Origin of the sequence: Kocuria kalidii (assembly GCF_044462225.1) — a bacterium.
Taxonomy (GTDB): domain Bacteria; phylum Actinomycetota; class Actinomycetes; order Actinomycetales; family Micrococcaceae; genus Kocuria; species Kocuria kalidii.
Genome location: NZ_JBISWJ010000036.1, coordinates 1 through 23,134, shown reverse-complemented (window position 1 = coordinate 23,134; position 23,134 = coordinate 1). Strand labels below are relative to the sequence as shown.

Annotated in this window: 23 protein-coding genes and 1 tRNA gene; 6 read left to right on the top strand and 18 right to left on the bottom strand. The window is 73.9% G+C overall.

The genetic code is table 11. From position 1 onward, the window contains the following. Positions 1 to 167 precede the first annotated feature (167 nt). The gene (locus ACH9D3_RS05870; RefSeq protein ID WP_396410232.1) at positions 168 to 956 is read left to right on the top strand and encodes an AAA family ATPase; all 789 of its coding nucleotides are present in this window, start codon (positions 168 to 170) and stop codon (positions 954 to 956) included. 10 nt (positions 957 to 966) lie between these two features. Here ACH9D3_RS05870 and ACH9D3_RS05865 read toward each other — a convergent pair whose 3' ends face one another. The 6 genes from ACH9D3_RS05865 to ACH9D3_RS05840 all read right to left on the bottom strand — a co-directional run bounded on the left by ACH9D3_RS05865 (position 967) and on the right by ACH9D3_RS05840 (position 5,152). Beyond that, positions 967 to 1,569: a MerR family transcriptional regulator gene (locus ACH9D3_RS05865; RefSeq protein WP_396410231.1), complete on the bottom strand. Its 603-nt coding sequence runs from the start codon at positions 1,567 to 1,569 to the stop codon at positions 967 to 969. 178 nt (positions 1,570 to 1,747) lie between these two features. After that, a complete protein-coding gene (locus tag ACH9D3_RS05860; protein ID WP_396410230.1) occupies positions 1,748 to 2,272 on the bottom strand; it encodes a bifunctional nuclease domain-containing protein in 525 nt (174 codons plus the stop codon). A gap of 1 nt (position 2,273) precedes the next feature. After that, a complete protein-coding gene (gene ftsR, locus ACH9D3_RS05855; RefSeq protein ID WP_396410229.1) occupies positions 2,274 to 3,020 on the bottom strand; it encodes a transcriptional regulator FtsR in 747 nt (248 codons plus the stop codon). 9 nt (positions 3,021 to 3,029) lie between these two features. Beyond that, a complete protein-coding gene (locus ACH9D3_RS05850) occupies positions 3,030 to 3,485 on the bottom strand; it encodes an FHA domain-containing protein (RefSeq protein ID WP_396398452.1) in 456 nt (151 codons plus the stop codon). Positions 3,486 to 3,674: 189 nt separating this feature from the next. Next, positions 3,675 to 4,061, bottom strand: a complete 387-nt coding sequence (gcvH, locus tag ACH9D3_RS05845) for a glycine cleavage system protein GcvH (protein WP_396398453.1) — start codon at positions 4,059 to 4,061, stop codon at positions 3,675 to 3,677. 92 nt (positions 4,062 to 4,153) lie between these two features. Continuing rightward, positions 4,154 to 5,152, bottom strand: a complete 999-nt coding sequence (locus tag ACH9D3_RS05840; RefSeq protein ID WP_396398454.1) for an adenosine deaminase — start codon at positions 5,150 to 5,152, stop codon at positions 4,154 to 4,156. Between the two features lie 160 nt (positions 5,153 to 5,312). On the opposite strand from ACH9D3_RS05840, the gene ACH9D3_RS05835 reads away from it, so the two are divergent. Next, entirely contained in the window at positions 5,313 to 6,248 is a 936-nt protein-coding gene (locus ACH9D3_RS05835) for a PfkB family carbohydrate kinase (RefSeq protein WP_396410228.1), read from the top strand. 65 nt (positions 6,249 to 6,313) lie between these two features. Here the strand turns inward: ACH9D3_RS05835 and ACH9D3_RS05830 are convergent. The 9 genes from ACH9D3_RS05830 to ACH9D3_RS05790 form a co-directional block, all read right to left on the bottom strand. Then, a tRNA-Pro gene (locus tag ACH9D3_RS05830) sits at positions 6,314 to 6,387 on the bottom strand. Positions 6,388 to 6,469: 82 nt separating this feature from the next. Further along, entirely contained in the window at positions 6,470 to 8,029 is a 1,560-nt protein-coding gene (der, locus tag ACH9D3_RS05825) for a ribosome biogenesis GTPase Der (protein WP_396398456.1), read from the bottom strand. Positions 8,030 to 8,101: 72 nt separating this feature from the next. Next, positions 8,102 to 8,854 carry a (d)CMP kinase gene (gene cmk / locus ACH9D3_RS05820; RefSeq protein ID WP_396410227.1) on the bottom strand — a complete coding sequence of 251 codons (753 nt, stop codon included), beginning with the start codon at positions 8,852 to 8,854 and terminating at the stop codon, positions 8,102 to 8,104. Continuing rightward, positions 8,836 to 9,960 carry a prephenate dehydrogenase gene (locus tag ACH9D3_RS05815; RefSeq protein WP_396410226.1) on the bottom strand — a complete coding sequence of 375 codons (1,125 nt, stop codon included), beginning with the start codon at positions 9,958 to 9,960 and terminating at the stop codon, positions 8,836 to 8,838. Before ACH9D3_RS05815 ends, cmk begins: the two co-directional genes overlap by 19 nt. Positions 9,961 to 9,969: 9 nt before the next feature. Continuing rightward, positions 9,970 to 11,076 (bottom strand): pseudouridine synthase, encoded by a 1,107-nt coding sequence (locus tag ACH9D3_RS05810; protein ID WP_396410225.1) that lies wholly within the window; start codon positions 11,074 to 11,076, stop codon positions 9,970 to 9,972. A gap of 9 nt (positions 11,077 to 11,085) precedes the next feature. Next, positions 11,086 to 11,700 carry an SMC-Scp complex subunit ScpB gene (gene scpB, locus ACH9D3_RS05805; protein WP_396410224.1) on the bottom strand — a complete coding sequence of 205 codons (615 nt, stop codon included), beginning with the start codon at positions 11,698 to 11,700 and terminating at the stop codon, positions 11,086 to 11,088. Further along, positions 11,697 to 12,581 (bottom strand): segregation/condensation protein A, encoded by an 885-nt coding sequence (locus ACH9D3_RS05800; RefSeq protein ID WP_396410223.1) that lies wholly within the window; start codon positions 12,579 to 12,581, stop codon positions 11,697 to 11,699. The genes scpB and ACH9D3_RS05800 overlap by 4 nt, the downstream gene beginning before the upstream one ends. Next, positions 12,581 to 13,474 (bottom strand): ParA family protein, encoded by an 894-nt coding sequence (locus ACH9D3_RS05795; protein ID WP_396398462.1) that lies wholly within the window; start codon positions 13,472 to 13,474, stop codon positions 12,581 to 12,583. The genes ACH9D3_RS05800 and ACH9D3_RS05795 overlap by 1 nt, the downstream gene beginning before the upstream one ends. 103 nt (positions 13,475 to 13,577) lie before the next feature. Further along, positions 13,578 to 15,593, bottom strand: a complete 2,016-nt coding sequence (locus ACH9D3_RS05790) for an AMP-binding protein (RefSeq protein ID WP_396410222.1) — start codon at positions 15,591 to 15,593, stop codon at positions 13,578 to 13,580. Between the two features lie 219 nt (positions 15,594 to 15,812). Between ACH9D3_RS05790 and ACH9D3_RS05785 the strand changes: the two genes are divergently transcribed. From ACH9D3_RS05785 to ACH9D3_RS05770, 4 genes are read left to right on the top strand one after another with little or no spacing between them, the layout of a single operon-like run. Further along, positions 15,813 to 16,490, top strand: a complete 678-nt coding sequence (locus tag ACH9D3_RS05785) for a GntR family transcriptional regulator (RefSeq protein WP_396398464.1) — start codon at positions 15,813 to 15,815, stop codon at positions 16,488 to 16,490. A gap of 59 nt (positions 16,491 to 16,549) precedes the next feature. Beyond that, positions 16,550 to 18,070, top strand: coding sequence for an MmgE/PrpD family protein (locus ACH9D3_RS05780; protein ID WP_396410221.1), 1,521 nt, complete (start codon positions 16,550 to 16,552; stop codon positions 18,068 to 18,070). 2 nt (positions 18,071 to 18,072) lie between these two features. Beyond that, a complete protein-coding gene (gene prpB / locus ACH9D3_RS05775; RefSeq protein WP_396410220.1) occupies positions 18,073 to 18,981 on the top strand; it encodes a methylisocitrate lyase in 909 nt (302 codons plus the stop codon). Between the two features lie 37 nt (positions 18,982 to 19,018). Then, positions 19,019 to 20,161: a bifunctional 2-methylcitrate synthase/citrate synthase gene (locus tag ACH9D3_RS05770; RefSeq protein WP_396410219.1), complete on the top strand. Its 1,143-nt coding sequence runs from the start codon at positions 19,019 to 19,021 to the stop codon at positions 20,159 to 20,161. Positions 20,162 to 20,192: 31 nt separating this feature from the next. Here ACH9D3_RS05770 and ACH9D3_RS05765 read toward each other — a convergent pair whose 3' ends face one another. From ACH9D3_RS05765 to ACH9D3_RS05755, 3 genes are all read right to left on the bottom strand, one after another. Further along, positions 20,193 to 21,359: a D-alanyl-D-alanine carboxypeptidase family protein gene (locus ACH9D3_RS05765; RefSeq protein ID WP_396410218.1), complete on the bottom strand. Its 1,167-nt coding sequence runs from the start codon at positions 21,357 to 21,359 to the stop codon at positions 20,193 to 20,195. 102 nt (positions 21,360 to 21,461) lie between these two features. Continuing rightward, entirely contained in the window at positions 21,462 to 22,457 is a 996-nt protein-coding gene (locus ACH9D3_RS05760; protein ID WP_396410217.1) for a tyrosine recombinase, read from the bottom strand. Further along, the gene (locus ACH9D3_RS05755; RefSeq protein ID WP_396410216.1) at positions 22,454 to 23,107 is read right to left on the bottom strand and encodes an NUDIX domain-containing protein; all 654 of its coding nucleotides are present in this window, start codon (positions 23,105 to 23,107) and stop codon (positions 22,454 to 22,456) included. Before ACH9D3_RS05755 ends, ACH9D3_RS05760 begins: the two co-directional genes overlap by 4 nt. Between the last annotated feature and the right edge of the window lie 27 nt (positions 23,108 to 23,134).

Below are 23,134 nucleotides of genomic sequence, written 5' to 3'. Positions count from 1 at the left end.
GCGCGCCGCGCGACGGGGCACCGGCGGCGGGGGCCTCCGTGCCGCACCGGGGCGGCGCCCCGGTGCACGGCTACGATGGGCGCGGACCTCCTCGCCGCCGCGGCCCCCGACCCCGGGCTCGAGGAGCCGCCTCCCCGGATTCCCCACGAGCGAAGGACGCCCCTCCCGTGCAGATCGTCAGCGTCAGCAGCCTCAAGGGAGGCGTCGGCAAGTCCTCCGTGACCCTCGGGATCGCCTCGGCGGCCCTGCAGGCGGGAGTGCCCACCCTGGTGGTGGACCTCGACCCGCACGCGGACGCCACGACCGGGCTCGGCGTCCGGCCGGAGCGGGGCCACGACATCGGCGAGGCGCTGCGCAGGCCCCGCCGCGGGGCGCTCGAGCGCGTGGTCGTGGCCTCGTCCTGGGCGGTGCGGGACGGCCTCGACAGCCGCGCGCTCGACGTCGCCCCCGGCTCCGCACGCTCGTCGCACCTCGACCGCTCCGAGTACCGGGACCGGGACCTGGGGCGGCTGGAGCGGGCGCTCTCGGACGCCAGGGGCTACGAGCTGGTGCTGGTCGACTGCCCGCCCACCCTGAGCGCCCTGACGCGCACCGCGTGGGCCGCGAGCGACAAGGTCCTCTCCGTGACGGAGCCCTCGCTCTTCTCGGTGGCGGGGACCAAGCGCACGATGACCGCGATCGCCCAGTTCGAGCAGAGCCGCACGTGGGCCGTGCCGGCCGCCGGTGTGGTGGTCAACAAGGTCCGGCACTCGTCGGTGGAGCACCGGCACCGTCTGGCGGAGCTGGAGGAGCTCTTCGGCCCCCTGCTGGTCAGTCCGGTGATCCCGGACCTGCCCGTCTGGCAGCAGGCGCAGGGGGCGGCCTGGCCGATCCACCGCTGGCCCGGGGCGGAGGCCCGGGACATCTCCGGCCGGTACACGGCCGTCCTGCGGGGCCTGCTCGACGGCGCGCCCTGAGCCCCCGGGGTCAGCCGGCGTTCTGCCGGCGGGCCCGGCGGGCGGAGAGCTCGTCGTCCGGGAGGACCTCCTCCGCGGGGGCGGGCTGCTTGCCGGTGTGCTCCCCGGGCATCGCCGCCAGGGTGCCCTCGACCTCGCGCCACACCCGGCCCACGGCGATCCCGAACACACCCTGGCCGCCCTGGACCAGGTCGATCACCTCGTGGGGGGACGTGCACGCGTAGACGCTCGCGCCGTCGCTCATCATGGTGAGCTGGGCCAGGTCCTCGACGCCCTGCGCGCGCAGCGCGCGGACGGCGGTGCGGATCTGCTGCAGCGAGACCCCGGTGTCCAGGAGCCGCTTGACGATCTTGAGGACCAGGATGTCGCGGAAGCTGTAGAGGCGCTGCGTCCCGGACCCGGAGGCGCCGCGCACGGTGGGCTCCACGAGCCCGGTCCGGGCCCAGTAGTCCAGCTGCCGGTAGGTGATGCCCGCGGCCTTGCACGCGGTGGGCCCGCGGTAGCCCACCGACTCGTCGCGGACCACCGGGTCCTCGAAGAGGACCCCCTGGGTGCCGTGCGCAGGAGGACTCTCGGGGCCCGACGTGCCGCCGGGCTGCTCGCGGTCGCTCACGCCGCCTCCTCGATCGTGGATCCGGTCCTCGCGGCGCCGGGGATGAATGGTCTCGCGGGGGCGTCCGGATCCCCCCGGGGACGCCTCGAGTACGGTTCCGACGTTAGACCTCCCCGGGGACGGGGTCAAAGACATCGGCCGCCCGCGCCCCGTGTCGGCCGGGTGGGCGGTCCCGGGCTCAGAAGTCCTCGGGGTCGACGTTGTCGAGGAAGTCGCGGAACTGCTCGACCTGCGCCTCCGGGGGCATCTGCGGCTCCCCCCCACCCGGGCGGTGGGACGGCTCCCGCAGCTCCCCGTCGCCGCTCATCACGAGACCCGCCTCGTCGAGGACGGTCTCGGTGCACAGGATGGGGCAGTCGGTCCGGGCCGCCAGGGCGATCGCATCCGAGGCGCGGGAGTCGACGACCGTGCCGTCCGAGAACTCCAGGGCGGCGTGGAAGACGCCCTCCTCCACGGTGTGGATCCGCACCCGCGTGAGCGTGCGCCCGAAGGAGGTCGCCACGGACAGCACGAGATCGTGCGTCAGGGGCCGGGGCGGCTCGATCCCCTGCACGGCGAAGACGATGGACGTCGCCTCGTTGGTGCCGATCCAGATGGGCAGGTGCCGCCCGCCCTCGACCTCGCGCAGCACGACGACGGGCTGCGCCGACGGCACGTCCATGCGGACACCCGCGATCTCCATGAGCACCTGGTGCACGGCCATGTCAGCCCTCCACCGCGGCCCGCTCCTGGAGCGCGGCGATCTCCGACCGCACGAGCGAGGTGTGGATGGTCAGGCACAGGCCCGAGATCTCCTGGGCGCGCTCGACGGCACGGGCCCTCGAGGCGGCGTCGCGGCGGGACGTCAGGGGCGCCACGGCCCGTTCGACGAGCCCCAGCTCACGGTCCGCGGCGGCCTTGAAGGGGCGCAGGTGGCGCGGCTCCAGACCGTGGGCGGTCAGGGCGAGGGCCGCCCGGGTGATGGCGAGGGCGTGGTCGTCGAAGACCCCGTTCTGCTCCCGGATCAGCCCGTAGCTGACCAGCTCCCGCACGAGCGGGATGCCGGCGCCCGTGCGCCCTGCCAGCTCCCGCAGGCTGTAGGTGCGCGGGACGCTGACGACCGGCAGCGGCGCCGTCACCGGGTCGGCGGCCCCCGTGCTGCGCCGGGCGTCGTCCTCCCGGGCGTCCTCGTCGGCGTCGAGCCGGTCCCGGATGACCTTCAGCGGGAGGTAGCGGTCGCGCTGGAGCTCGAGGATCCGGCGCAGCCGGTCCACGTCGGCGCGCGAGAACTTGCGGTAGCCGGAGGCGGTGCGCGCCGGGTGCACCAGGCCCTTGTCCTCCAGAAAGCGCAGCTTCGAGGCGGTGATGCCGGGGTGCTCCTCGCCGAGCTCCTTCAGGACGGCGCTGATGCCCACGCGGGGCTCGTGCTGGGCGTCGTCCCGGTGGGGGTCGTGTCCGGCGGACTCGGTCATGGCTCCCTTCTACTGGTCCGACTGCGAGCGCAGCGAACGGTAGAACGTGAACCGGAACTTCCCGATCTGCACCTCGTCGCCGTTGTCGAGCTCCGCGCGGTCCACGCGGTCGCCGTTGACGTAGGTGCCGTTGAGGGAGGCGGTGTCGATGATCTCGAAGGTGTCGCCGCGGCGGACGAAGCGCGCGTGCCGGCGGGAGACGGTGACGTCGTCCAGGAAGATCTCGGAGGACGGGTGGCGGCCCGCGGGGACCTCGTCCCGGTCCAGGAGGAAGCGCGAGCCGGTGCCCGCGCTGTCGTGGGCGACGAGCAGGGCGCTGCGCGGAGGGAGCGCGGAAACCGCGGAGCTCTCCTCCGGTGTGAGCTTGTGGGAGGCGGCGTGGGAGAGGACCTCGGCCACGATCTGGACCGACGTGGTCTCCGGCTCCCCCTGGGGTGCGTTCGAGCCGTTCTGGGTTCTGGACATCTCTTCCCTCGACTGGTGACGTGATGGTGGGCGGATCCCGTGGGAATCCGACCCCGCGACCTCCTGTCCCGGCCTGGTCCGGGCGACCGGCCGGAGCCACCCGGTTGCTGTTCAGTGTACCGGGTGGTGGAGACACGGACGGGCGGCCGGGACAGGTCCCGGCTCGCGTGCGGGGGATCCTCGCGGGGATCAGCCGAGCTCGGCCGCGTAGGCCTCGGCGTCGAGCAGCCCGGTCCGGTGGTCCGCGTCGGCGGGCCGGAGCGCGAACAGCCACCCCTCGCCGTACGGTGCCGAGTTGACGGTGGCGGGCTCGTCCTCGAGGGTCTCGTTGACCGCGGTGACCACCCCGGAGACGGGGGCGTAGATGTCGCTCACGGACTTGGTGGACTCGATCTCGCCGACGGCGGCGCCCGCCTCGACCGACTCCCCCACCTCGGGCAGCTGGACGAACACGACGTCGCCGAGCTCGCTCTGCGCGTGGTCGGTGATCCCGATGCGCACGGCGCCGTCGGCGTCGGGGGCCGCGATCCACTCGTGCTCGGCCGTGTAGGCCAGGTCGGCGGGGATGTCGCTCATGGGTCACTCCTGGTCCGGCGGGTGCGGTCGGGTCGATTATGGCACAGACCGCACCGCGGGCCGGCGGGTCGTGTCCGCCCGGGGGCGGCCGCTCAGCCCTGTTCCCACGCGGTGATCTCGGCGTGGACGGCCCGCTTGCGCTGCGCCCCGGCGAAGGAGGCGTCCACCGAGTTGCGGGCCAGGGCGGCCGCCTGCTCGTCGGTCATCCCCAGCGCGTCGCGCAGGCCCTGGTAGACGTCCCCCACGTAGCCGCCGAAGTACGCCGGGTCGTCCGAGTTCACCGTGACCAGCAGACCCCGCCCGAGCATGTCCAGCACCGGGTGCTCGGCGAGCGCGCCGACCACGCGCAGCCGCACGTTGGACAGCGGGCAGACGGTGAGCGGCACCTGCTCGGCCACGAGGCGCGCCACCAGGTCCGGATCGCGCAGGCTCTGGATCCCGTGGTCCACCCGCTCGACGCGCAGCACGTCGAGGGCCTCCCGGACGTACTCGGGCCCCGCCTCCTCCCCCGCGTGGGCGACGACGTGCAGTCCGGCCGCCCGCGCCCGGGCGTAGACCTGCTCGAAGAGCGCCGGCGGGTGGCCGACCTCGGCCGAGTCGAGGCCGATCCCGTCGATGCGCGGGAGCTGGTCCCCGAGGGACTCGAAGAGCTCCAGGGCCTCGGCGGCGGGCCGGTCGCGCAGGAAGCACAGCAGCAGCGTGCTCGTGATCCCGTGCTCGGTGCGGGCGGCGTCGAGGCCGCTGCGGATGCCGTCGAGCACCGTTTCCAGCGGCACGCCCCGGACGGTGTGCGCCTGGGGGTCGCAGAAGACGTCGACGTGCCGCAACCCCTGCGCGGCCGCGCGCCCGAGGTAGGCCCGGGTGAGCGCCTCGAAGTCGGAGGCCTCGCGCAGCACGGCCGTCGTGGCGTAGTAGAGCTCGAGGAACGAGGAGAGGTCCTCGAAGTCGTACTGCCGCCGCAGCTCCTCGACCGAGTCGTAGGGCAGCTCGACCCCGTTCCGGGCGGCCAGCTCCAGGGCCAGCTCGGGCTCGAGGGTCCCCTCGATGTGCAGGTGCAGCTCCGCCTTGGGCAGGGTGTACAGGTCCTTCAACTCCGGCGCTCCTCTGTGGTCCGGACCGGCCCCGGTCCGGAGCACTCGACGTCCCGTGCAGTGTATGCGCCGGCGGGCCGGGACGACGGGCCCGGGGGCCGGCCGTGCCCTATGCTCGCGAGCGGGACCGCTCGGGAGGATCCGGAGACAGGAGAACCGCATGTCGGGTGTCGTCGTGGTGGGCCAGGTGGCACGTGACCTCGTGCTGGGCGTCGAGGAGCTCCCGGAGGCGGGCGGCTCGACCGACGTGCTCGAGCGGCAGGAGCTGCTCGGCGGCAAGGGTGCCAACCAGGCCGTCGCGTGCCGTCAGCTCGGGGCCACCGTCCGGCTCGTCGGCGTCGTCGGCGACGACCGCGCCGGCGAGGAGGTGCTCGCCCAGGCCGCCGGGGACGGGATCGACGTGGGGGCCGTGGTGCGCCGCCCCGGCGCACCGACCGCGCTGCTCGTCGACCTCGTGGGACCGCGCGGGGTCCGCCGGCTGCTGGAGGACGTGGATCCCCGGATGCTGCTCGGTGCCGAGGACGTGCGTGCGTGCGCGGAGGCCGTCCGGTCCGCCGACGCCGTCCTGGTGCAGCTCCAGCAGCCCGGCCCGGCCGTGCTCGAGGCCCTCGCGGCCGCCGGCGCGGGCGGGGCGCTCACCGTGGCCGACGGCGCCCCGGCGGACGGGGCCGTGCGCCGGCGGGTGCTGGACGCCGCCGCCGTGGTGCGCGCCGACACCGCCGAGGCCGGGGCCCTGGTGGGCTGGGCGCCGCGGGACGTGCCGGGAACGGTGCGGGCGGCCCGGTCGCTGCTCGCGGAGGGACCGCGCGTGGTCGCCCTCGCGACCGGGGACGGCGACGTGGTGGCCTGGCCGGGAGGGCACGTCGTCCTGCCGCACCTGGACGAGGACCCCGTGGACCCCACGGGCGCCGGCGACTCGTTCGTCGCGGCGCTGACCGTCGCGCTGCTGCGCGGCGAGAGCCCGGAGTCCGCCGCCTGGTGGGCCGCGGCCGCCGCGGCGGAGGTCGTCGGCACGGCCGGCGGCCGGCCTGACCTCGACCTCGCCCGGCTGCGGGGGACGGCGGCCCGGGCCCGTCGGGCCGGCGGACGGCGGTAGCCCGGACCCCGGGGACGAGAGGAGGCCGGTGGTCCGCGTTCCCGCGGTCCACCGGCCTCGAATCGTCGGGCTGACAGGATTTGAACCTGCGACCCCTTGACCCCCAGTCAAGTGCGCTACCAAGCTGCGCCACAGCCCGAACTGCTCAGTGCGTTCCCGCCCCGAGCACTCGCCTCACATTACAGCAAGCTCGGACGGAATTCATCTCGGCACGGGCCCCGTCAGCGCTTCCGGTTGCGCTTCTCGCGCACCCGCATGCTGACCTCGATGGGGGTGCCCTCGAAGCCGAAGGTCTCGCGGAGGCGCCGGGTGATGAACCGCCGGTACCCCGGGTCCAGGAAGCCCGTGGTGAACAGCACGAAGCGCGGCGGGCGGGAGGACGCCTGCGTGCCGAAGAGGATGCGGGGCTGCTTGCCGCCGCGCACCGGGTGCGGGTGGGCGGCCACGATCTCGCCGAGGAACGCGTTGAGCCGGCCGGTGGGGACGCGGGTGTCCCACGACGCCAGAGCCGTCTCGAGCGCGGGGACGAGCCGGTCCTTGTGCCACCCGGTCTTCGCCGAGACGTTCACCCGCGGCGCCCAGGCCACGTGGGCGAGGTCCCGGTCGATCTCCCGCTCCAGGTAGTAGCGGCGGTCCTCGTCCATGAGGTCCCACTTGTTGAACGCGAGCACGAGGGCGCGGCCGGAGTCCACGGCCAGCTGCAGGATGCGCACGTCCTGCTCGGAGAGCACCTCGTCCGCGGCCAGCAGCACCACGGCCACCTCGGCGCGCTCGAGGGCCGCCTGGGTGCGCAGGGACGCGTAGAAGTCGGCGCCCTGCGCCATGTGCACGCGGCGGCGGATGCCGGCGGTGTCGATGAAGCGCCACGGCTTGCCGCCGAGCTCGATCAGCTCGTCGACCGGGTCGCGGGTGGTCCCGGCCTGGGGGTCCACGACGACGCGCTCGGAGCCGGCCAGCTTGTTGAGCAGCGAGGACTTCCCCACGTTCGGGCGCCCGATCAGCGCCACGCGGCGGGGGCCGCCGGTGAGCTCGGTCTCGGCCACGGCGGAGAACTCGGGCAGCAGCTCCGTGACCGCGTCGAGGACGTCGGCGGCGCCGCGACCGTGCAGCGCCGACACCGGGTGCGGCTCCCCCATGCCGAGGGACCACAGGTAGGTGGCCTCGACCTCGAGCTGCGGGGAGTCGACCTTGTTGGCGACGAGGATCACGGGCTTCCTGACCCGGCGCAGCATCTTGACGATCGCCTCGTCCGCGGCCGTCACGCCCACGGTGGCGTCGAGCACGAGCAGCACGGCGTCGGCGAACTCGACCGCCAGTTCGGCCTGCTCGGCCACCCGGGCGTTGATGCCCCTGGCGTCGTACTCCCATCCGCCCGTGTCCACGAGGGTGAAGTTGCGCCCGTTCCAGGTGGCCCGGTAGGAGACACGGTCCCGGGTCACGCCCGGGGTGTCCTCCACGACGGCCTCGCGCCGGCCGAGGATCCGGTTGACGAGGGTCGACTTCCCGACGTTGGGCCGGCCCACGATCGCGAGCACCGGGGCGGGGCGCTGCACCGGGGCCCGGTCGCCGTCCTCGGCCCACTCGGCGAGCAGCGCGGCGTCCTCCTCGTCCAGGTCGTAGTCCTCGAGCCCGGCCCGCAGCGCCTGCGCGCGCTGGTCGGCCTCGTCGTCGTCGATGGCGGCGAGGCGTTCGACGACGTCGTCCGTGGTGCCGCCGAGGAGCTCGGCCTCGTAGGGGTCGTGGGCGGTGTCGTGCGCGGTGTTCTCGGGGTTGCCGGTCATGGCTGTCCTTCGCTGGGCCGGGTGCGGCCGGTCGGATGGCGGAAAAGGTGGGGGCGGCGTGGTGCGGGCCCGTCAGGCGGGGCGGCCCGCGGCTCGGACGACCACGTCGATGACGGCCTGGACCGTCTGCTCCACGGTGAGCGCCGACGAGTCGACGGTGACGACGCCGTCGGCGGCCTCGGTGAAGTTCACGACCGTGGAGTCCTTCGCGTCCCGGCCCACGACCTGCTCCCGCAGCTGCTCGGCGTCCTCGACCCCGCCGTTCTGCAGGCCGCGGCGGATCATCCGGGCCCGCTCGTCGGCGGTGAGCAGGATCCGGGCGTCGGCGTCCGGGGCCACCACCGTGGTGATGTCCCGGCCCTCGGCCACGATCCGCCGGCCGCTGTCCGCGATGAGCTCCTGCTGGCGGGCCACGAGGACCGCCCGGGCCGCCGGGTTGGTGGCCACGGCGCTGACGGCCTCCGTCACCCGGGCGCCCCGGATCTCGACGCCCACGTCGACGCCGCCCACGAGGACCAGCTCCCGGTCGGGGTCGGTGCCCTGGGCCAGCGGGAAGGCGCGGGCGGCCTCGGCCACGGCGTCGCCGTCGGAGAGGTCCACCCCGCGGTCCAGGCACCACCACGTGAGGGCGCGGTACATCGCCCCCGTGTCCAGGTAGGCGAGGCCGAAGCGGCGGGCCACTTCCTTGGACACGCTCGACTTCCCGGAGCCCGAGGGCCCGTCGACGGCCACGACCAGCTGCCGTCCGTCGGGGATGGGGACCCCGGGCTCCGGGGCTGCGCTGCGGGCGGTGTTCGTTCCGGTGTTCACTGCACGACCTTCCATCCGCGCTCCTGGAGCGCCTCGACGAGTTCCTTGCGGCGGTTGGGCAGCACCGAGACCTCGACGAGGCCCACGGGCTGGCCCGGGGAGTGCTCGAGGCGCAGGTCCTCGAGGTTGACCCCGATCTCCCCGATCTCGGTGAGCAGCCGGGCGATCTGCCCGGGCACGTCGCCCACGAGGACGGTCAGCGCGGCGAACGCGCGCGGGGCCCCGCCGTGCTTGCCCGGGATGCGGGCCTGTCCGGCGTTGCCCTCGGCCACGAGCTGGGCGATGTCCAGCCGTGCACCGGGGGCCTCCGGCTGCTCGAGGGTGGCGATGAGCCGGTCGAGGTCCTGGCGCACGCCGTGCAGGGACGCGACGACGGGCCCGGCGTTGGCGGAGAGGATCTGCACCCACAGACCGGGGTCGGAGGCGGCGATGCGGGTGGTGTCCCGCAGCCCCTGCCCGGCGAGGGACAGGTGGTGCAGCGGCGTGTCCTGCAGCCGGGAGGCCAGCAGGGAGGACATGACCTGCGGCAGGTGGGAGATCAGCGCCACGGTCGCGTCGTGCTCGCGGGCGTCCATGAAGGTGACGGTCGCCCCGAGGTCCACGGCGAGGTTCTTCGCCGCGGCGACCGCCGCGGGCGAGGAGCTCCCGGAGTCGCACACCACCCACGGCATGGAGGTGAACAGCTCGCCGCGGGCAGCCACGGGCCCCGACCTCTCCCGGCCCGCCATGGGGTGGGTGCCCGCGTAGCGGGTGAGGTCCCCGCCGAGGGCGCGCACGTCCTCCAGCACGGCCGCCTTGACGGAGGCGACGTCGACCACCACGGCGTCCGGGTGTCGTCCCAGCGCCTCGACCACGGTCGGGGCCGTGACGTCGGGCGGGGTGGCGACGACGACGAGGGCCGGCTCCGGCACCCGGTCCGCCCCCGCCGCACGGCAGGACCGGCCCGCGCCGATGTCCTGGGCCACGGCCTCGGCGGTGGGCGAGGCGTCCTGCAGCCAGACGTCCACGCCGAGGTGGCGCAGGCCCAGGCCGATGCTGGCGCCGAGCAGTCCGGCCCCGATCACGAGCACGGGCCCGGAGGTCGCCGCGGGCACCGACGGCCCGGCGGAGGTCTGCGTCACGGGAGCTCCCTACATGCCCACCGAGGCCAGGAGGTGCCCGACCTCGGTCTTGGACAGCCGGCGGATCGTGCCCTGGCGCTGGTCGCCGATGCGGATCGGCCCGACCTCGGTGCGCACCAGCTTCTCGACGGGATGGCCCACGGCGTCGAAGAGCCGGCGGACGATCCGGTTGCGCCCGGAGTGCAGGACGACCTCCACCAGCAGGTGGCCGGGGGTGGAGTCCACGAGGCGGAAGGAGTCGACGGAGGCGATGCCGTCCTCGAGCTCCAGCCCCGCCTTCATGGCGGCCCCGACGCCCTTCTCCATGGGGCCGCGGACCTGCACGAGGTAGGTCTTGGGGACCTCGTAGGAGGGATGCGTGAGTCGGTTGGTCAGCTCGCCGTCGTTGGTCAGCAGCAGCAGCCCCTCGGTCTCGACGTCGAGGCGGCCCACGTGGAACACGCGCTCGCTCCTCTGCTGGTTCAGGTAGTCGGAGACGCACGGCCGGCCCTCGGGGTCGTCCATGGTGGAGAGCACGCCCTCGGGCTTGTTGAACGCGTAGTAGACGAGGTTCTCGTCGAGCTGCACGCGCACGCCGTCGACGTGGATCTCGACGGTGTCCGGGTCCACGCGGATGCCGAGCTCGGTGACGGTCTCCCCGTTGACCTGCACGCGACCGGCCTCGATCATCTCCTCGCACACGCGCCGCGAGGCCACCCCGGCCTGGGCCATGAGCTTCTGCAGCCGCACGCCGTCGGGGTCGTGCTGGTCGAGCCGGTCCACGGGCGGGTTCTTCGGCCGCCGCTTGCGGTGCGGGGCGCGGTACGGGGTGGCCGGCATGCGCCGGGAGCTCTTCTCCGAGGAGGCGAACGGACGGGGCCCGCGGTCCTTGCCGGCGCCGGCCGAGGGCCCGCCCTTCGCGGGTCCGCCCTTGGTCGTGCCGCCCTTGGCCGTGCCCGCCTCGGCGGCGGCACCCCTGGCCGCGGCGCCCTTCGCAGGGCCACGTCCGGGAGTGCCCTTCCCGCCCTGGAACGTCTTGCCGCCCTGGCCGGTGCGGGGCTTCTGGCCGCCCTGGGAGCCGGGGGCGCGGCGGCCGCCGGGTCCGGGGCGCCCGGATGATGAACGTGAAGTGGCCATGCTGGTGTCTCAGTCCTCGTAGTGGTCGATCTGGTCGATGCCCGGCAGATGAGGGGCGATGTCGGGGAGCTCGTCGAGCGAGCCGATGCCCATCTTCTCCAGGAAGAACGTGGTGGTGCCGTAGAGCACGGCGCCGGACTCGCCGTCCCGCTCGAGCTTGTGGATCAGTCCCCGCTGCACGAGGGTGCGGACGACGCCGTCGACGTTGACACCGCGGATCGCGGAGATGCGTCCCCGGCTCACGGGCTGACGGTAGGCCACGACGGCCAGGGTCTCCAGCGCCGCCTGGGACAGACGGGCGGTCCGGCTCTCCGCGACGAACGCCGAGACGACGGGGGCGAACTCGCTGCGCGAGTGGATCCGCCAGCCGGCACCGGTGCTGCGCAGCTCGAACCCGCGCGGCACCAACGTCCCATCATACCCTGGATCCGCGGCGACGCCGTCGTACTCCGCGCGGAGCCGGTCGAGCACCCGCTGCACCGACGCGACCGGCACCACCAGGGCGGCGGCGATCGCGTACTCGCTGACGGGCTCGTCGGCGACCATCAGGATCGCCTCGACGGCGGCCCGCACGCCGCCGGGCAGCGCCCCGAGGTCCGGCCCGTCCTCGCCGGCGGTGATCATGCGCCCGCTCCCGCCGGCGCCGGGACCCCGCCCGGGACCGTGTCCTCGCCCGGAGGGCCGCCGGGGTCCTCCGCCAGCCGGTCGGCGGTCCACCCGCTGCCCGCACCGGTCCAGCGCACCGTCAGCTCGGCCAGCGGCCCCTCCTGCACGAGCTCGACCACCGCGTCCCGGTACATCTCGAGCAGCGCCAGGAACCGCACGACCACCGCCAGGGTGGACCCGGCGTCCGCGACGAGCACGCGGAAGGAGCGCGGCTCACCGTCCTCGAGCAGCCCGGCCAGCGTCTCGGCCTCGTCCCGGACGGTGACGGCCGCCCCGTGCAGGTGGTCCACCCCGACCTCCGCGGGCGTCCCGGGCCGGGCCGCGAGGACGGAGCGGGCGATCGCGGCGAACTGCCCGGGCGTGGTCCGCCAGTCGAGCTCGGGCAGCACGGCCGCGACCTCCGGGTCCAACGGCACGGACCGGGGCAGGCGCGTGGACTCGGCCCGCATCCGCTCGTCGAGCAGGACCGCCACCTCCTTGAACGCCCTGTACTGCAGCAGGCGGGCGAAGAGCAGGTCCCGGGCCTCGAGCAGGGCGACGTCCTCCTCGTCCTCGACCTCGCCGCGCGGCAGCAGCCGGGCGGCCTTGAGGTCCAGGAGGGTCGCCGCGACCACGAGGAACTCGCTGGACTCGTCGAGCGCGCGGGCCGAGCCGACCTCGTGCAGGGCGCGGACGTACCGGATGAACTCGTCGGTGACGGCGGACAGCGCGATGCGGGTGATGTCCATCTCGTGCTTGGCGATCAGCGAGAGCAGGACCTCGAACGGCCCCGCGAAGTCCTCCAGCTGCACCGCGAAGCCGCCGGGCCCCGAAGGTCCCGGCGGCTCCCCGGGGTGCATCAGGGCGCGCCGCCGCGCGAGATGAGCTCCCGCGCCAGCTGGCGGTAGGACTCGGCGCCCTGGTGGGCGGTGGCGAAGGACAGGATGGACTCCGCGGCGACCGTGGCGTCCGGGAACTTCACGGTGCGCTTGATGACCGTGTCGAAGACCTTGTCCCCGAAGGCGTCGACGATCCGGGCCATGACCTCGCGGGAGTGCAGGGTCCGGGAGTCGAACATCGTGGCCAGCACGCCGTCGATCTGCAGCCGCGGGTTGAGCCGGTCCTGGACCTTCTCGATGGAGTCCACGAGCAGCGCCACGGCGCGCAGGGCGAAGAACTCGGCGATGAGCGGGATGACCACTCCGTGCGCGGCGGTCAGTGCGTTGACCGTCAGCAGGCCCAGCGAGGGCTGGCAGTCGATGATGATGACGTCGTAGTGCTCCTCGAGCTTGCGCAGGGCACTCGCCAGGACCTGCTCGCGGGCCACCTCGGTGACCAGCTGCACCTCGGCCGCGGACAGGTCGATGTTGGCGGGGAGCAGGTCGACGCCCTCGACGTCGGTCTCCTGGACCACGTCCCACACGTCCACGGAACGGTCCATCATGACGTTGTAGACCGTCAGCTCGAGCTCGTGGGGGTTGGCGCCGAGACCGGCGGAGAGGGCGCCCTGCGGGTCGAAGTCGACCAGCAGGACCTTGCGGCCCAGCTCGGCGAGCGCCGCACCGAGGTTGATGGTCGACGTGGTCTTGCCGACCCCGCCCTTCTGGTTGACCATCGCGATGATCCGGGCGGGTCCGTGGGTGGACAGCTCGGGCGGTTCGGGGAAGTCGCGGACGGGACGGCCGGTCAGGCCGACGGTCCCCGTCCCGGCCTCGCCCGTGCCGGGGGTCCTCTCGTCGCTCTGCTGGCTCACTCGTGGCACCGCTCTCTCGTTCGTGGTCGTGCGCGGGCGGGCCGGCCCCGGGCACGGGGCGGCCCGGGCCGGACGGTCCGACCTGGGGTTCTCCTGGACTCGATCAGCTACCAGGGTACCGCCGCCGCCGGTCCGCCCCCGAATCCCCGGGTGCGGCGGCGCGCTCTCGAGCGCCGGGGGGACGCAGCACGCCCTCCAGGGCCGTCAGCACGGAGGGGTCCTCGATCGTCGAGGGCACGGTGTAGTCCTCTCCGTCGGCCATCTGCCGCATGGTCTTGCGCAGGATCTTCCCGGAGCGGGTCTTGGGCAGCCCGTCGACCACGGCGACGTCCTTGAAGTCGGCCACCGCTCCGATCTGCCGGCGCACCAGCGCCACGAGCTCCTCCCGGAGCCGGTCCTCGGGCAGGTCGGCGCCGGTCTTGAGCACGACGTACCCGGACGGCCGCTGACCCTTCAGCGGATCCCCCACCCCGATCACGGCGCACTCGGCCACGGCCGGGTGGGAGGCCAGGACCTGCTCCATCGCCCCGGTGGACAGACGGTGGCCGGAGACGTTGATGACGTCGTCGGTGCGGCCCATGACGTAGACGTAGCCGTCCTCGTCCACGTGCCCGGAGTCGCCCGTGGCGTAGTAGCCGGGGAACGCGCTGAGATAGGAGTCCACGAACCGCCGGTCGTCGCCCCACAGGGTGGGGAGCGTGCCCGGCGGCAGCGGGAGGCGCAGGGCGATGTTGCCCTCCTCGCCGACCCCGACGGGCCGGCCCAGCGGGTCCAGGATCTCCACCCGGTACCCCGGCACCGGCACGGACGGCGAGCCGGCCTTGAGGGGCAGCCGCTCGATCCCGAGGGGGTTGGCGCAGATGGCCCACCCCGTCTCCGTCTGCCACCAGTGGTCGACGACGGGCACGCCCAGCACCCGGGAGGCCCAGTGGTACGTCTCCGGGTCCAGACGCTCCCCCGCCACGAACAGCGTGCGCAGGGAGCCGATGTCGTGCCGGCGCACGAGCTCGCCCTCCGGATCCGCCCGGCGGATGGCGCGCAGGGCCGTGGGCGCCGTGAAGAGCACCTTGACGCCGTGCTCCTCGACCCGCTGCCAGAACGCGCCGGCGTCCGGGGTGCCCACGGGCTTGCCCTCGTAGAGCACCGTCGTGGCGCCGGCCAGCAGCGGGCCGTAGACGATGTAGGAGTGGCCCACGACCCAGCCGACGTCCGAGGCCGTCCACATCACCTCGCCGGGGCCGACGTCGTAGACGTTGCGCATGGACCACGCCAGGGCCACGGCGTGCCCGCCGTTGTCCCGGACCACACCCTTCGGTGTCCCCGTGGTGCCGGAGGTGTACAGGACGTAGAGCGGGTCGGTGGCCGCGACCGGCACGGGTGCCGCGGGCTCGGCGCCCTCGACGGCGGCCGCCCAGTCGAGCCACTCGACCGCGGGCTGCCCGTCGGCCCCGGCCCGGCCCCGGGCGTCCTCGACCGTGGTCTCGAACCCCGGCCGCTCGTGCACCAGGACGGTCCCGGGGGCGTGCTCGGCCATCCGCAGGGCCTCCTCGATCGCGGGGATGTACTCGATCCGCCGCTTCGGCTCCACCCCGCCGGTCGTGGTCACCACCACGACCGGCCGCGAGTCGTCGATGCGGGAGGCGAGCTCCTTCGGGGCGAACCCGCCGAACACCACCGAGTGCACCGCCCCCAGCCGGGCGCAGGCCAGCATCGCCACGGCGGCCTGCGGGATCATCGGGAGGTAGACGAGCACCCGGTCGCCCTTCCCCACGCCCCGGGCCGCGAGCGCCCCGGCGAACCGGGCGACCTCGTCCCGCAGGCGGGCGTAGCTGAAGCTCTCCCGGACCCCCAGCACCGCGGAGTCGTAGACGAGGGCCGTGCGCTCGCCGTGACCGGCCTCCACGTGGCGGTCGAGGGCGTTGTACGAGGTGTTGAGCCGGCCGTCCGGGAACCAGCGGTAGAGCGGGGCCGCGGAGTCGTCGAGGGCGACGGTGGGCTCGTGCACCCAGTCCACGGCGCGGGCGGCGTCGAGCCAGAACGCCTCCGGGTCCTGCACGCTGCGGCGGTAGACCTCGGCGTAGCCCTCGTTCTGCCGGGGTGTTCGGTCGTCGGTGCTCATGGGTTCCTCCAGGGCGTTGCGGTCCTGCCGGACACCCTAGTGGCACAGATCACAGGCAACAAGGATCGTGTATACATTGATGCAGGACGGAGCAGAGGTTTGCCGAATCTCTCGTCAGCTGCCCGCCAGGGTGTATACACTGAGCGCGTCGTGTGATGTCTGTCACCTACGATCCGCGCCGAGCTCCCCGGCGGGGTCGACCGAGGCGAGGAGAGAGCCGTGCGAGCCAGCGACCGGGCCTACGAGGCCCTGCGCGAGGACATCGTCGAGTGGCGGCTGCTCCCGGGCCAGGTGCTGGGCGAGGTCGAGCAGTCGGAGCGCTTCGGGATCTCCCGCACGCCGATCCGCGAGGCGCTCAGCCGGCTGACGGCCGACGGTCTCGCCGAGGCCCACCGCGGACGCGGCGTGGTGGTCTCCCAGATCTCCCTCGACGACGTCCGGGCCCTGTTCGAGCTGCGCGAGGCCCTCGACTGCCGGGCGGCCCGGCTCGCCGCCCGGCGGTGCGACGCCGCCGCGTTCCAGCGGATGGCGGCCGAGCTCGAGGCGGTCGTGGACCAGGCGCACGGCCCCGGCACGGACCGGGCCGGCTACTACGACCTCGTGGAGCGCATGGACCGGGCCATCGACGAGGCCACGGCCAACCCCTACCTCACGGCCGCCCAGCGCTCCCTGCGCCTGCACCTGGTGCGCGTGCGCAAGCTCTCGCGCACCAACCCGGACCGGCTCACGCGGGCCGCCGCGGAGCACGCCCAGATCGCCCGGGCGATCGCGGAGGGCTCCGAGGAGCTCGCCGAGGCCGCGACCCGCGTGCACCTGGCCAACTCGCTGCACGCCGTCCTGACCACCCCCGTCCGCGAGTGGGTCCAGCCCGCTCCCCCGCTCGAGGCCGCCGGCTGAGCGCGGGCGCACCCGTCGTCCGCCGCCGGCGGTCGTCCGTCCCACGAGAGGAAACCCCCATGACCGTTCTCCACCCCGTGCGCGTCCACCCGTCGAAGGACAACCTGCCCCGCGAGGAGCAGCTCGCCTGGAAGATGGCCGAGGTCGCCGCGGACCCGGTCGAGGTCACCCCCGAGGTGACCGAGATGGTGATCAACCGGGTCCTGGACAACGCCTCGGTGGCGATCGCCTCGCTGAACCGGGACCCGATCGTCTCGGCCCGGGACCAGGCGCTGGCCCACGCACCCGGCCCGCGCGGGACCGGCTCCGCCGTCCTGGGGGTCCCCGCGGACCGGCACAAGGTCTCCCCGGAGTGGGCGGCCTGGGCCAACGGAGTGGCCGTACGCGAGCTGGACTACCACGACACGTTCCTGGCCGCCGAGTACTCCCACCCCGGTGACAACATCCCCCCGATCCTCGCCGTCGCCCAGCACGCGGGCGCCACGGGCCGCGACCTGGTGCGCGGCATCGCCACCGGCTACGAGCTGCAGGTCGACCTCGTCAAGTCGATCTGCCTGCACGCCCACAAGATCGACCACGTCGCCCACCTCGGTCCCTCGGCGGCCGCCGGCATCGGCACCCTGCTGGGCCTGGACGTGGGGACGATCTTCCACGCGATCGGCCAGGGACTGCACACCACCACCGCGACCCGCCAGTCCCGCAAGGGAGAGATCTCCACCTGGAAGGCCCACGCCCCGGCGTTCGCCGGGAAGATGGCCGTCGAGGCCGTGGACCGTGCGATGCGCGGCCAGACCTCTCCCACCCCCATCTACGAGGGCGAGGACGGGGTCATCGCCTGGCTGCTGGACGGCCCCGGCGCCGCCTACGAGGTGCCGCTGCCGGCCCCGGGCGAGGCCAAGGCCGCGATCCTGGACACCTACACCAAGGAGCACTCGGCCGAGTACCAGGCGCAGGCCTGGATCGACCTGGCCCGCAAGCTGCACCGCGAGCGTCCCGAGCTGGCCGACCCGTCCCGGATCGGGTCGATCGTGCTGCACACCTCCCACCACACGCACTACGTGATCGGGTCGGGGTCGAACGACCCCCAGAAGTACGATCCGACCGCGACCCGGGAGACCCTCGACCACTCGATCCCCTACATCTTCACGGTGGCCCTGCAGGACGGGGCCTGGGACCACGTGGGCTCCTACGCCCCCGAGCGCGCCGGGCGGCCCGACACGGTGTCCCTGTGGAAGAAGGTGACCACGGCCGAGGACGCCGAGTGGACCCGCCGGTACCACTCCCTGGACCCGGCGGAGAAGGCCTTCGGGGGACGGGCCGAGATCACCCTCGACGACGGCTCCACCGTGGTCGAGGAGATCGCGGTGGCCGACGCCCACCCCCTCGGGGCCCGCCCGTTCGCGCGGGAGCAGTACGTGTCCAAGCTGCGCTCCCTCGCCGAGGGGATCGTCGCGGCGGAGGAGCTGGAACGCTTCATCGCCGCGGCCGAGAACCTCCCGGACCTGGGCGCCGGTGAGCTGGACGCCCTCAACGTCACGGCCTCCTCCGACCTGCGCACCGGCACGAAGGGAATCTTCTGAGCATGCTGTTCTCCACCACCACCCCTGAGACCAAGCGGATCGCCCTGCGCGAGATGCTCGCCGGGCCGCGGATCGTGCAGTTCCCCGGCGCCTACACCCCGCTGTCCACGACCCTGATCCAGGAGCAGGGCTTCGACGGCGTCTACATCTCCGGAGCCGTGCTGGCCAACGAGCTGGGCTTCCCGGACATCGGCCTGACCGCCCTGCCCGAGGTCGCCGCCCGCGCCGGGCAGATCGCCCGGATCACGGACCTGCCGTGCCTGGTCGACGCCGACACCGGCTTCGGGGAGCCCATGAACGTGGCCCGCACCGTGCAGGAGCTCGAGAACGCGGGCCTGGCCGGGTGCCACATCGAGGACCAGTTCAATCCGAAGCGCTGCGGTCACCTGGACGGCAAGAACGTCGTGGACCTCGACACGGCCGTGCAGCGGGTCCGTGCCGCCGCCGAGGCCCGCCGGGACCCGAACTTCCTCATCATGGCCCGCACCGACGTCCGCGGCGTCGAGGGCCTCGCCGCGGCCACCGACAGGGCCCGGGCCCTGGTGGACGCCGGCGCCGACGCGATCTTCCCCGAGGCGATGGCCGACCTCTCGGAGTTCGAGGCCGTGCGGGCGGCGGTGGACGTGCCGATCCTGGCGAACATGACCGAGTTCGGGAAGTCGCAGCTGTTCACCGCCGACCAGCTCCAGGACGCCGGCGTGAACATGATCATCTATCCGGTCACCCTGATGCGGGCGGCCCTCGGCGCCATGGAACGGGTGCTGGAGACCATCCGGTCCGACGGCAGCCAGCAGGCGGCCGTGCCGGACATGCTCACTCGCGCCCGTCTCTACGACCTGGTGGACTACAACGGGTACACCCAGTTCGACTCCGGGGTCTTCGACTTCGAGGTCCCCGGCCGGCACCACTGACCGCACGCTACCCACCGACCACGTGGAGGAGACCACCATGACCGAGAACCAGAACGAGGTCCACAAGGGGCTGGCCGGCGTCGTCGCCGACTACACGGCCGTCTCGAAGGTCAACCCGGACAGCAACTCCCTGCTCTACCGCGGCTACCCCGTCCAGGAGCTCGCCGCGTCCTGCTCCTTCGAGCAGGTCGCGCTGCTGCTGTGGAACGGAGAGCTGCCCACGGACGAGGAGCTGGCGCAGTTCCGGGCCCTGGAGCGGGGCCACCGGGCGCTGACTCCCGAGCTGAAGGCGATCATCGACGCCCTGCCCACCACCTGCCACCCCATGGACGTGTGCCGCACCGCGGCCTCCGTGCTGGGCGCGCAGGACCCGCAGGCCGAGGACTCCTCGCCCGAGGCGAACCTCGCCAAGGCGCAGAAGCTCTTCGCGGCCATGCCCGCGGTCGTGTGCTACGACCAGCGCCGCCGTCGGGGCCAGGACGTCGTGCCCCCGCGCGAGGACCTCGACTACTCCGCCAACTTCCTGTGGATGGCCTTCGGCGAGGAGGCGGACCCGTCGGTCGTCGAGGCGTTCAACGTGTCGATGATCCTCTACGCCGAGCACTCCTTCAACGCCTCGACCTTCACCGCCCGGGTGGTGACCTCGACCCTGTCGGACCTGCACTCGGCGGTCACGGCCGCCATCGGCGCGCTGAAGGGCTCCCTGCACGGCGGGGCCAACGAGGCCGTCATGGAGACGTTCGTGGAACTGGGCATCCGGATGGAGGAGTCCGCCGCCGACGCGGAGGCCCGCGCCAAGGCCTGGATGGACGAGGCTCTCGCGGCGAAGAAGAAGGTCATGGGCTTCGGCCACCGCGTCTACAAGCGCGGCGACTCCCGCGTGCCGACCATGAAGGCGGCGCTGGACACGATGGTCGCCCACTACGGCCGGGACGAGCTGCTGGGCCTGTACCACGGGCTCGAGAAGTCCATGGACGAGGCCAAGGGGATCAAGCCCAACCTCGACTACCCGGCGGGGCCGACCTACTGGCTCATGGGGTTCGACATCCCCACGTTCACCCCGCTGTTCGTGGCCGCCCGCATCACCGGCTGGACCGCCCACGTCATGGAGCAGGTCGCGTCCAACTCGCTGATCCGCCCGCTGTCCGAGTACAACGGGCCCGACGAACGGCACCTGTGACCCCTCCGCGGTCGGCGGAGGGCCCTCGGGCTCAGTACGTGGGCGCGGCCGGCAACCGCATGTAGTGCTCCAGCGTGGGAATGCCGTGGCGGGCCATCCCGGTCGAGACGTGCCGCCCCACGTAGCGGAGGTGCCACGGCTCGTAGGCGTAGCCGGTGGTCGCCGTGCGGCCGGGCGGATACCGCACGACGAAGCCGTACTCGTGGGCGTGGGCCCGTGCCCACGCCCCGGCCGGGGTGTCCGCGAAGCACTGCTGCAGACCGCACTCCCCGCTCGGGTCGCCGATGTCCATGACGAGTCCGGTCTGGTGCTCGCTGTGCCCCGGGCGGGCGGAGATCAGGTCCGCCTGCGCCTGCCCGTACAGCGACACGTAGTGGCGGTACAGGTCGCGCTGCGTGGCGTAGGAGCGGTAGCCGCTGATCGGCGTCATCGGCGCTCCGTCCCTCGCGGCGTCGGCCTGCATGCGGCGGAACGCGGCGGCCGCGTCCGCCCGCATCAGGTGCCCGCCCACGGACTCGAGGTTGCCCGGTACGTAGTCGACCGGGGACAGAGGGCGGCGCTTGTTGACGACGACGAACACCGACGCGGCCCGGTCGATCTCCCGGGCCACCCGGATGCCCCCGCCGTTCGTCCACGTGATGGACCCCCGCTGGAAGGACTGCCGGCAGCTCCGGCCGGCGCAGCTTTCGCCACCGGTCGGATAGCCGAGGGCTCCGCGCTCCCAGCCCGAGGCCGCCCAGGCCGAGCGGATCGCGCCCCACGTGGGGTGTGCGCCGCTGGGCGGGGACCAGTGGATGCCGCCCCGCTCGAAGCTCTGGTAGCACCCGCCGTCGCGCAGCCCGCAGACCTCCCCGCCGACGGGATAGCCGAGCCGGCCGCGCTCCCAGCCCGTCGCCGCCCAGGCCGCGCGGACCGCGCCCCACGTGGCCCGTGCGCCGGTGCCCGGGGACCAGTGGATGCTGCCCCGCTCGAAGCTCCGGTAGCAGCCACTGTTGCGCAGCCCGCAGCGTTCCGGGGCGAGGGCCGCCCCGAGGCGTCCGGAGGCCCCGCCGAGCCGCCGGTGCTCGGCCTCGATGGCCGTGACGGCGTACGCGGGCGGCGGGGCTGTCGCCGGTAGGGCGCCCAGGACCAGGGCGCAGAGCAGGGCGAGCACCGCGCCCCGCCGAGTGCTGTTCGTCGACCGTGCGAGCCCGTCCATGACGCCCCCTGCCGTCCGCGTGCGTCCCCCGGCGCACGGACCCAGGATAGACCTCGCGGGGCAGGTCCGGCAGCGGTCCGCCCGTTCCTGACGCGCCCGGCCCTACAGCGCCCGGGGGTGGGCCGCGGCGTAGACCTCGCGCAGGGAGTCGACGGTCACCAGGGTGTACACCTGCGTGGTGCTGACCGACGCGTGGCCGAGCAGCTCCTGCACGACCCGCAGGTCCGCGCCGCCCTCCAGGAGGTGGGTCGCGAAGGAGTGGCGGAGGGTGTGCGGCGTGATCCGGTCGCCGAGGCCGGCCCGGTCCGCCGCGGTCCGCACCGAGGTCCAGGCCGTCTGCCGGCTGATCCGCCCTCCCCGGGCGTTGAGGAACAGCGCCGGGGTGCCGCGCCCCTCCGCGGCGAGAGCCGGCCTGCCCCGCACGAGCCAGTCGTCCACGGCGCGCACGGCCCAGGAGCCGAGCGGGACCATCCGTTCCTTGCCGCCCTTGCCGAACAGCCGCACGAACGGGATCCCGGTGTCGGTGTCCTCCGGCTCGCCGCTCCGGCGCACGGCCCGGGACAGGTCGTCCACGTCGAGGCCGGTCGCCTCCGAGATCCGGGCGCCGGTCGAGTACAGGAGCTCGAGCAGCGCACGGTCGCGCAGCTGCTGCGGGGTCTCACCGCCGGTCGACTCGAGCAGCGCGGTGACCTGCTCGACCGGGACGGCCCGGGGCAGGCGCAGCCCCGGCGCGGGCGGCTGGACGGGGGCGGCGGGATCCGTGCGGGTGAGCCCTTCGAGGGCCCAGAAGCGGTGGGCGCCCCGGACCGCCACCAGGCAGCGGGCCGCGCTGCGGGTGCTCAGGGGTGCGCTGTCCTCCGACCCGGCGGACAGGTCCCGGAGGAAGTCGCGCACGTGTCCCGTGCTGATCCCCTCCAGGGTGGTCACGGGCGGGTCCGTGCGCTCGCGCAGGTGCTCGGCGTAGCGGGACAGGTCCCGCCGGTACGCGGCGAGCGTGTTCGCCGCGAGTCCCCGTTCCACGGCCAGGTGCTGCAGATAGCGCTCCAGGGCACGGTCGAGCGCGTCGCCCGGTGCCGCCGCGGGCGGCGCGCCGGTCACCGGAGGTCGGGGTGGCCGGGCCACGGCGTGTCGGCCGGGCGCAGGGACCGGTAGCCCTCGGACCGCGCGGCGTGCGCGGCGAGGAGCCCGATCACCGCGGCGGGCGAGTTCAGACGGCCCTCCAGCACGGCGCGCACCGCACCGTCGAGCGGGACCCACGCCCCGTGGATCTCCGCCTCCTCCCCGTCGCGCTCGTGGCGCTCGTCCTGCGGGACGTCACCGGGGCCCCGCGCCAGGAAGACCCGGTTGGCCTCCGAGGAGGAGCCGGGGCTGTTGTGGAAGTCCACGAGGACGTCCCACCGCTCGGCGCGCAGGTCGGCCTCCTCGGCGAGCTCCCGCCGCGCCGCGGCGGCGGGGTCCTCGCCCTCGACGTCCAGCAGGCCGGCGGGGATCTCCCACATCGTCATCCCGACCGGCCGGCGGTACTGGTTGATCAGGAAGACCTCGTCGTCGTCGTTGAGGACGAGCACGGACACGGCCCCGGGATGGGTGATGTAGTCGCGCCGCAGGGGATCCTCCCCCTGCGACAGCTCGAACTCGTCACGCCGGACGTCCCAGATGAACCCCTCGTAGACCGTCTCGGAGGCCACCGTGCGGCGGTCGCTGGGCTGGTCCGAGAGCTCCTCGGGGGCGAGGTGGCGGATGTCCATGGCGGTCCTTCCGGGTCGGCCGCCCGG

Coding starts and splice junctions, on each gene's coding strand:
- ACH9D3_RS05770 (WP_396410219.1), top strand. CDS start 19,019: ATGACCGAGAACCAGAACGAGGTCCACAAGGGGCTGGCCGGCGTCGTC.
- ACH9D3_RS05765 (WP_396410218.1), bottom strand. CDS start 21,359: ATGGACGGGCTCGCACGGTCGACGAACAGCACTCGGCGGGGCGCGGTG.
- ACH9D3_RS05860 (WP_396410230.1), bottom strand. CDS start 2,272: ATGGCCGTGCACCAGGTGCTCATGGAGATCGCGGGTGTCCGCATGGAC.
- ACH9D3_RS05835 (WP_396410228.1), top strand. CDS start 5,313: ATGTCGGGTGTCGTCGTGGTGGGCCAGGTGGCACGTGACCTCGTGCTG.
- scpB (WP_396410224.1), bottom strand. CDS start 11,700: ATGATCACCGCCGGCGAGGACGGGCCGGACCTCGGGGCGCTGCCCGGC.
- cmk (WP_396410227.1), bottom strand. CDS start 8,854: ATGGAAGGTCGTGCAGTGAACACCGGAACGAACACCGCCCGCAGCGCA.
- prpB (WP_396410220.1), top strand. CDS start 18,073: ATGCTGTTCTCCACCACCACCCCTGAGACCAAGCGGATCGCCCTGCGC.
- ftsR (WP_396410229.1), bottom strand. CDS start 3,020: ATGACCGAGTCCGCCGGACACGACCCCCACCGGGACGACGCCCAGCAC.
- ACH9D3_RS05800 (WP_396410223.1), bottom strand. CDS start 12,581: ATGCACCCCGGGGAGCCGCCGGGACCTTCGGGGCCCGGCGGCTTCGCG.
- ACH9D3_RS05810 (WP_396410225.1), bottom strand. CDS start 11,076: ATGGCCACTTCACGTTCATCATCCGGGCGCCCCGGACCCGGCGGCCGC.
- ACH9D3_RS05780 (WP_396410221.1), top strand. CDS start 16,550: ATGACCGTTCTCCACCCCGTGCGCGTCCACCCGTCGAAGGACAACCTG.
- gcvH (WP_396398453.1), bottom strand. CDS start 4,061: ATGAGCGACATCCCCGCCGACCTGGCCTACACGGCCGAGCACGAGTGG.
- ACH9D3_RS05790 (WP_396410222.1), bottom strand. CDS start 15,593: ATGAGCACCGACGACCGAACACCCCGGCAGAACGAGGGCTACGCCGAG.
- ACH9D3_RS05850 (WP_396398452.1), bottom strand. CDS start 3,485: ATGTCCAGAACCCAGAACGGCTCGAACGCACCCCAGGGGGAGCCGGAG.
- ACH9D3_RS05755 (WP_396410216.1), bottom strand. CDS start 23,107: ATGGACATCCGCCACCTCGCCCCCGAGGAGCTCTCGGACCAGCCCAGC.
- der (WP_396398456.1), bottom strand. CDS start 8,029: ATGACCGGCAACCCCGAGAACACCGCGCACGACACCGCCCACGACCCC.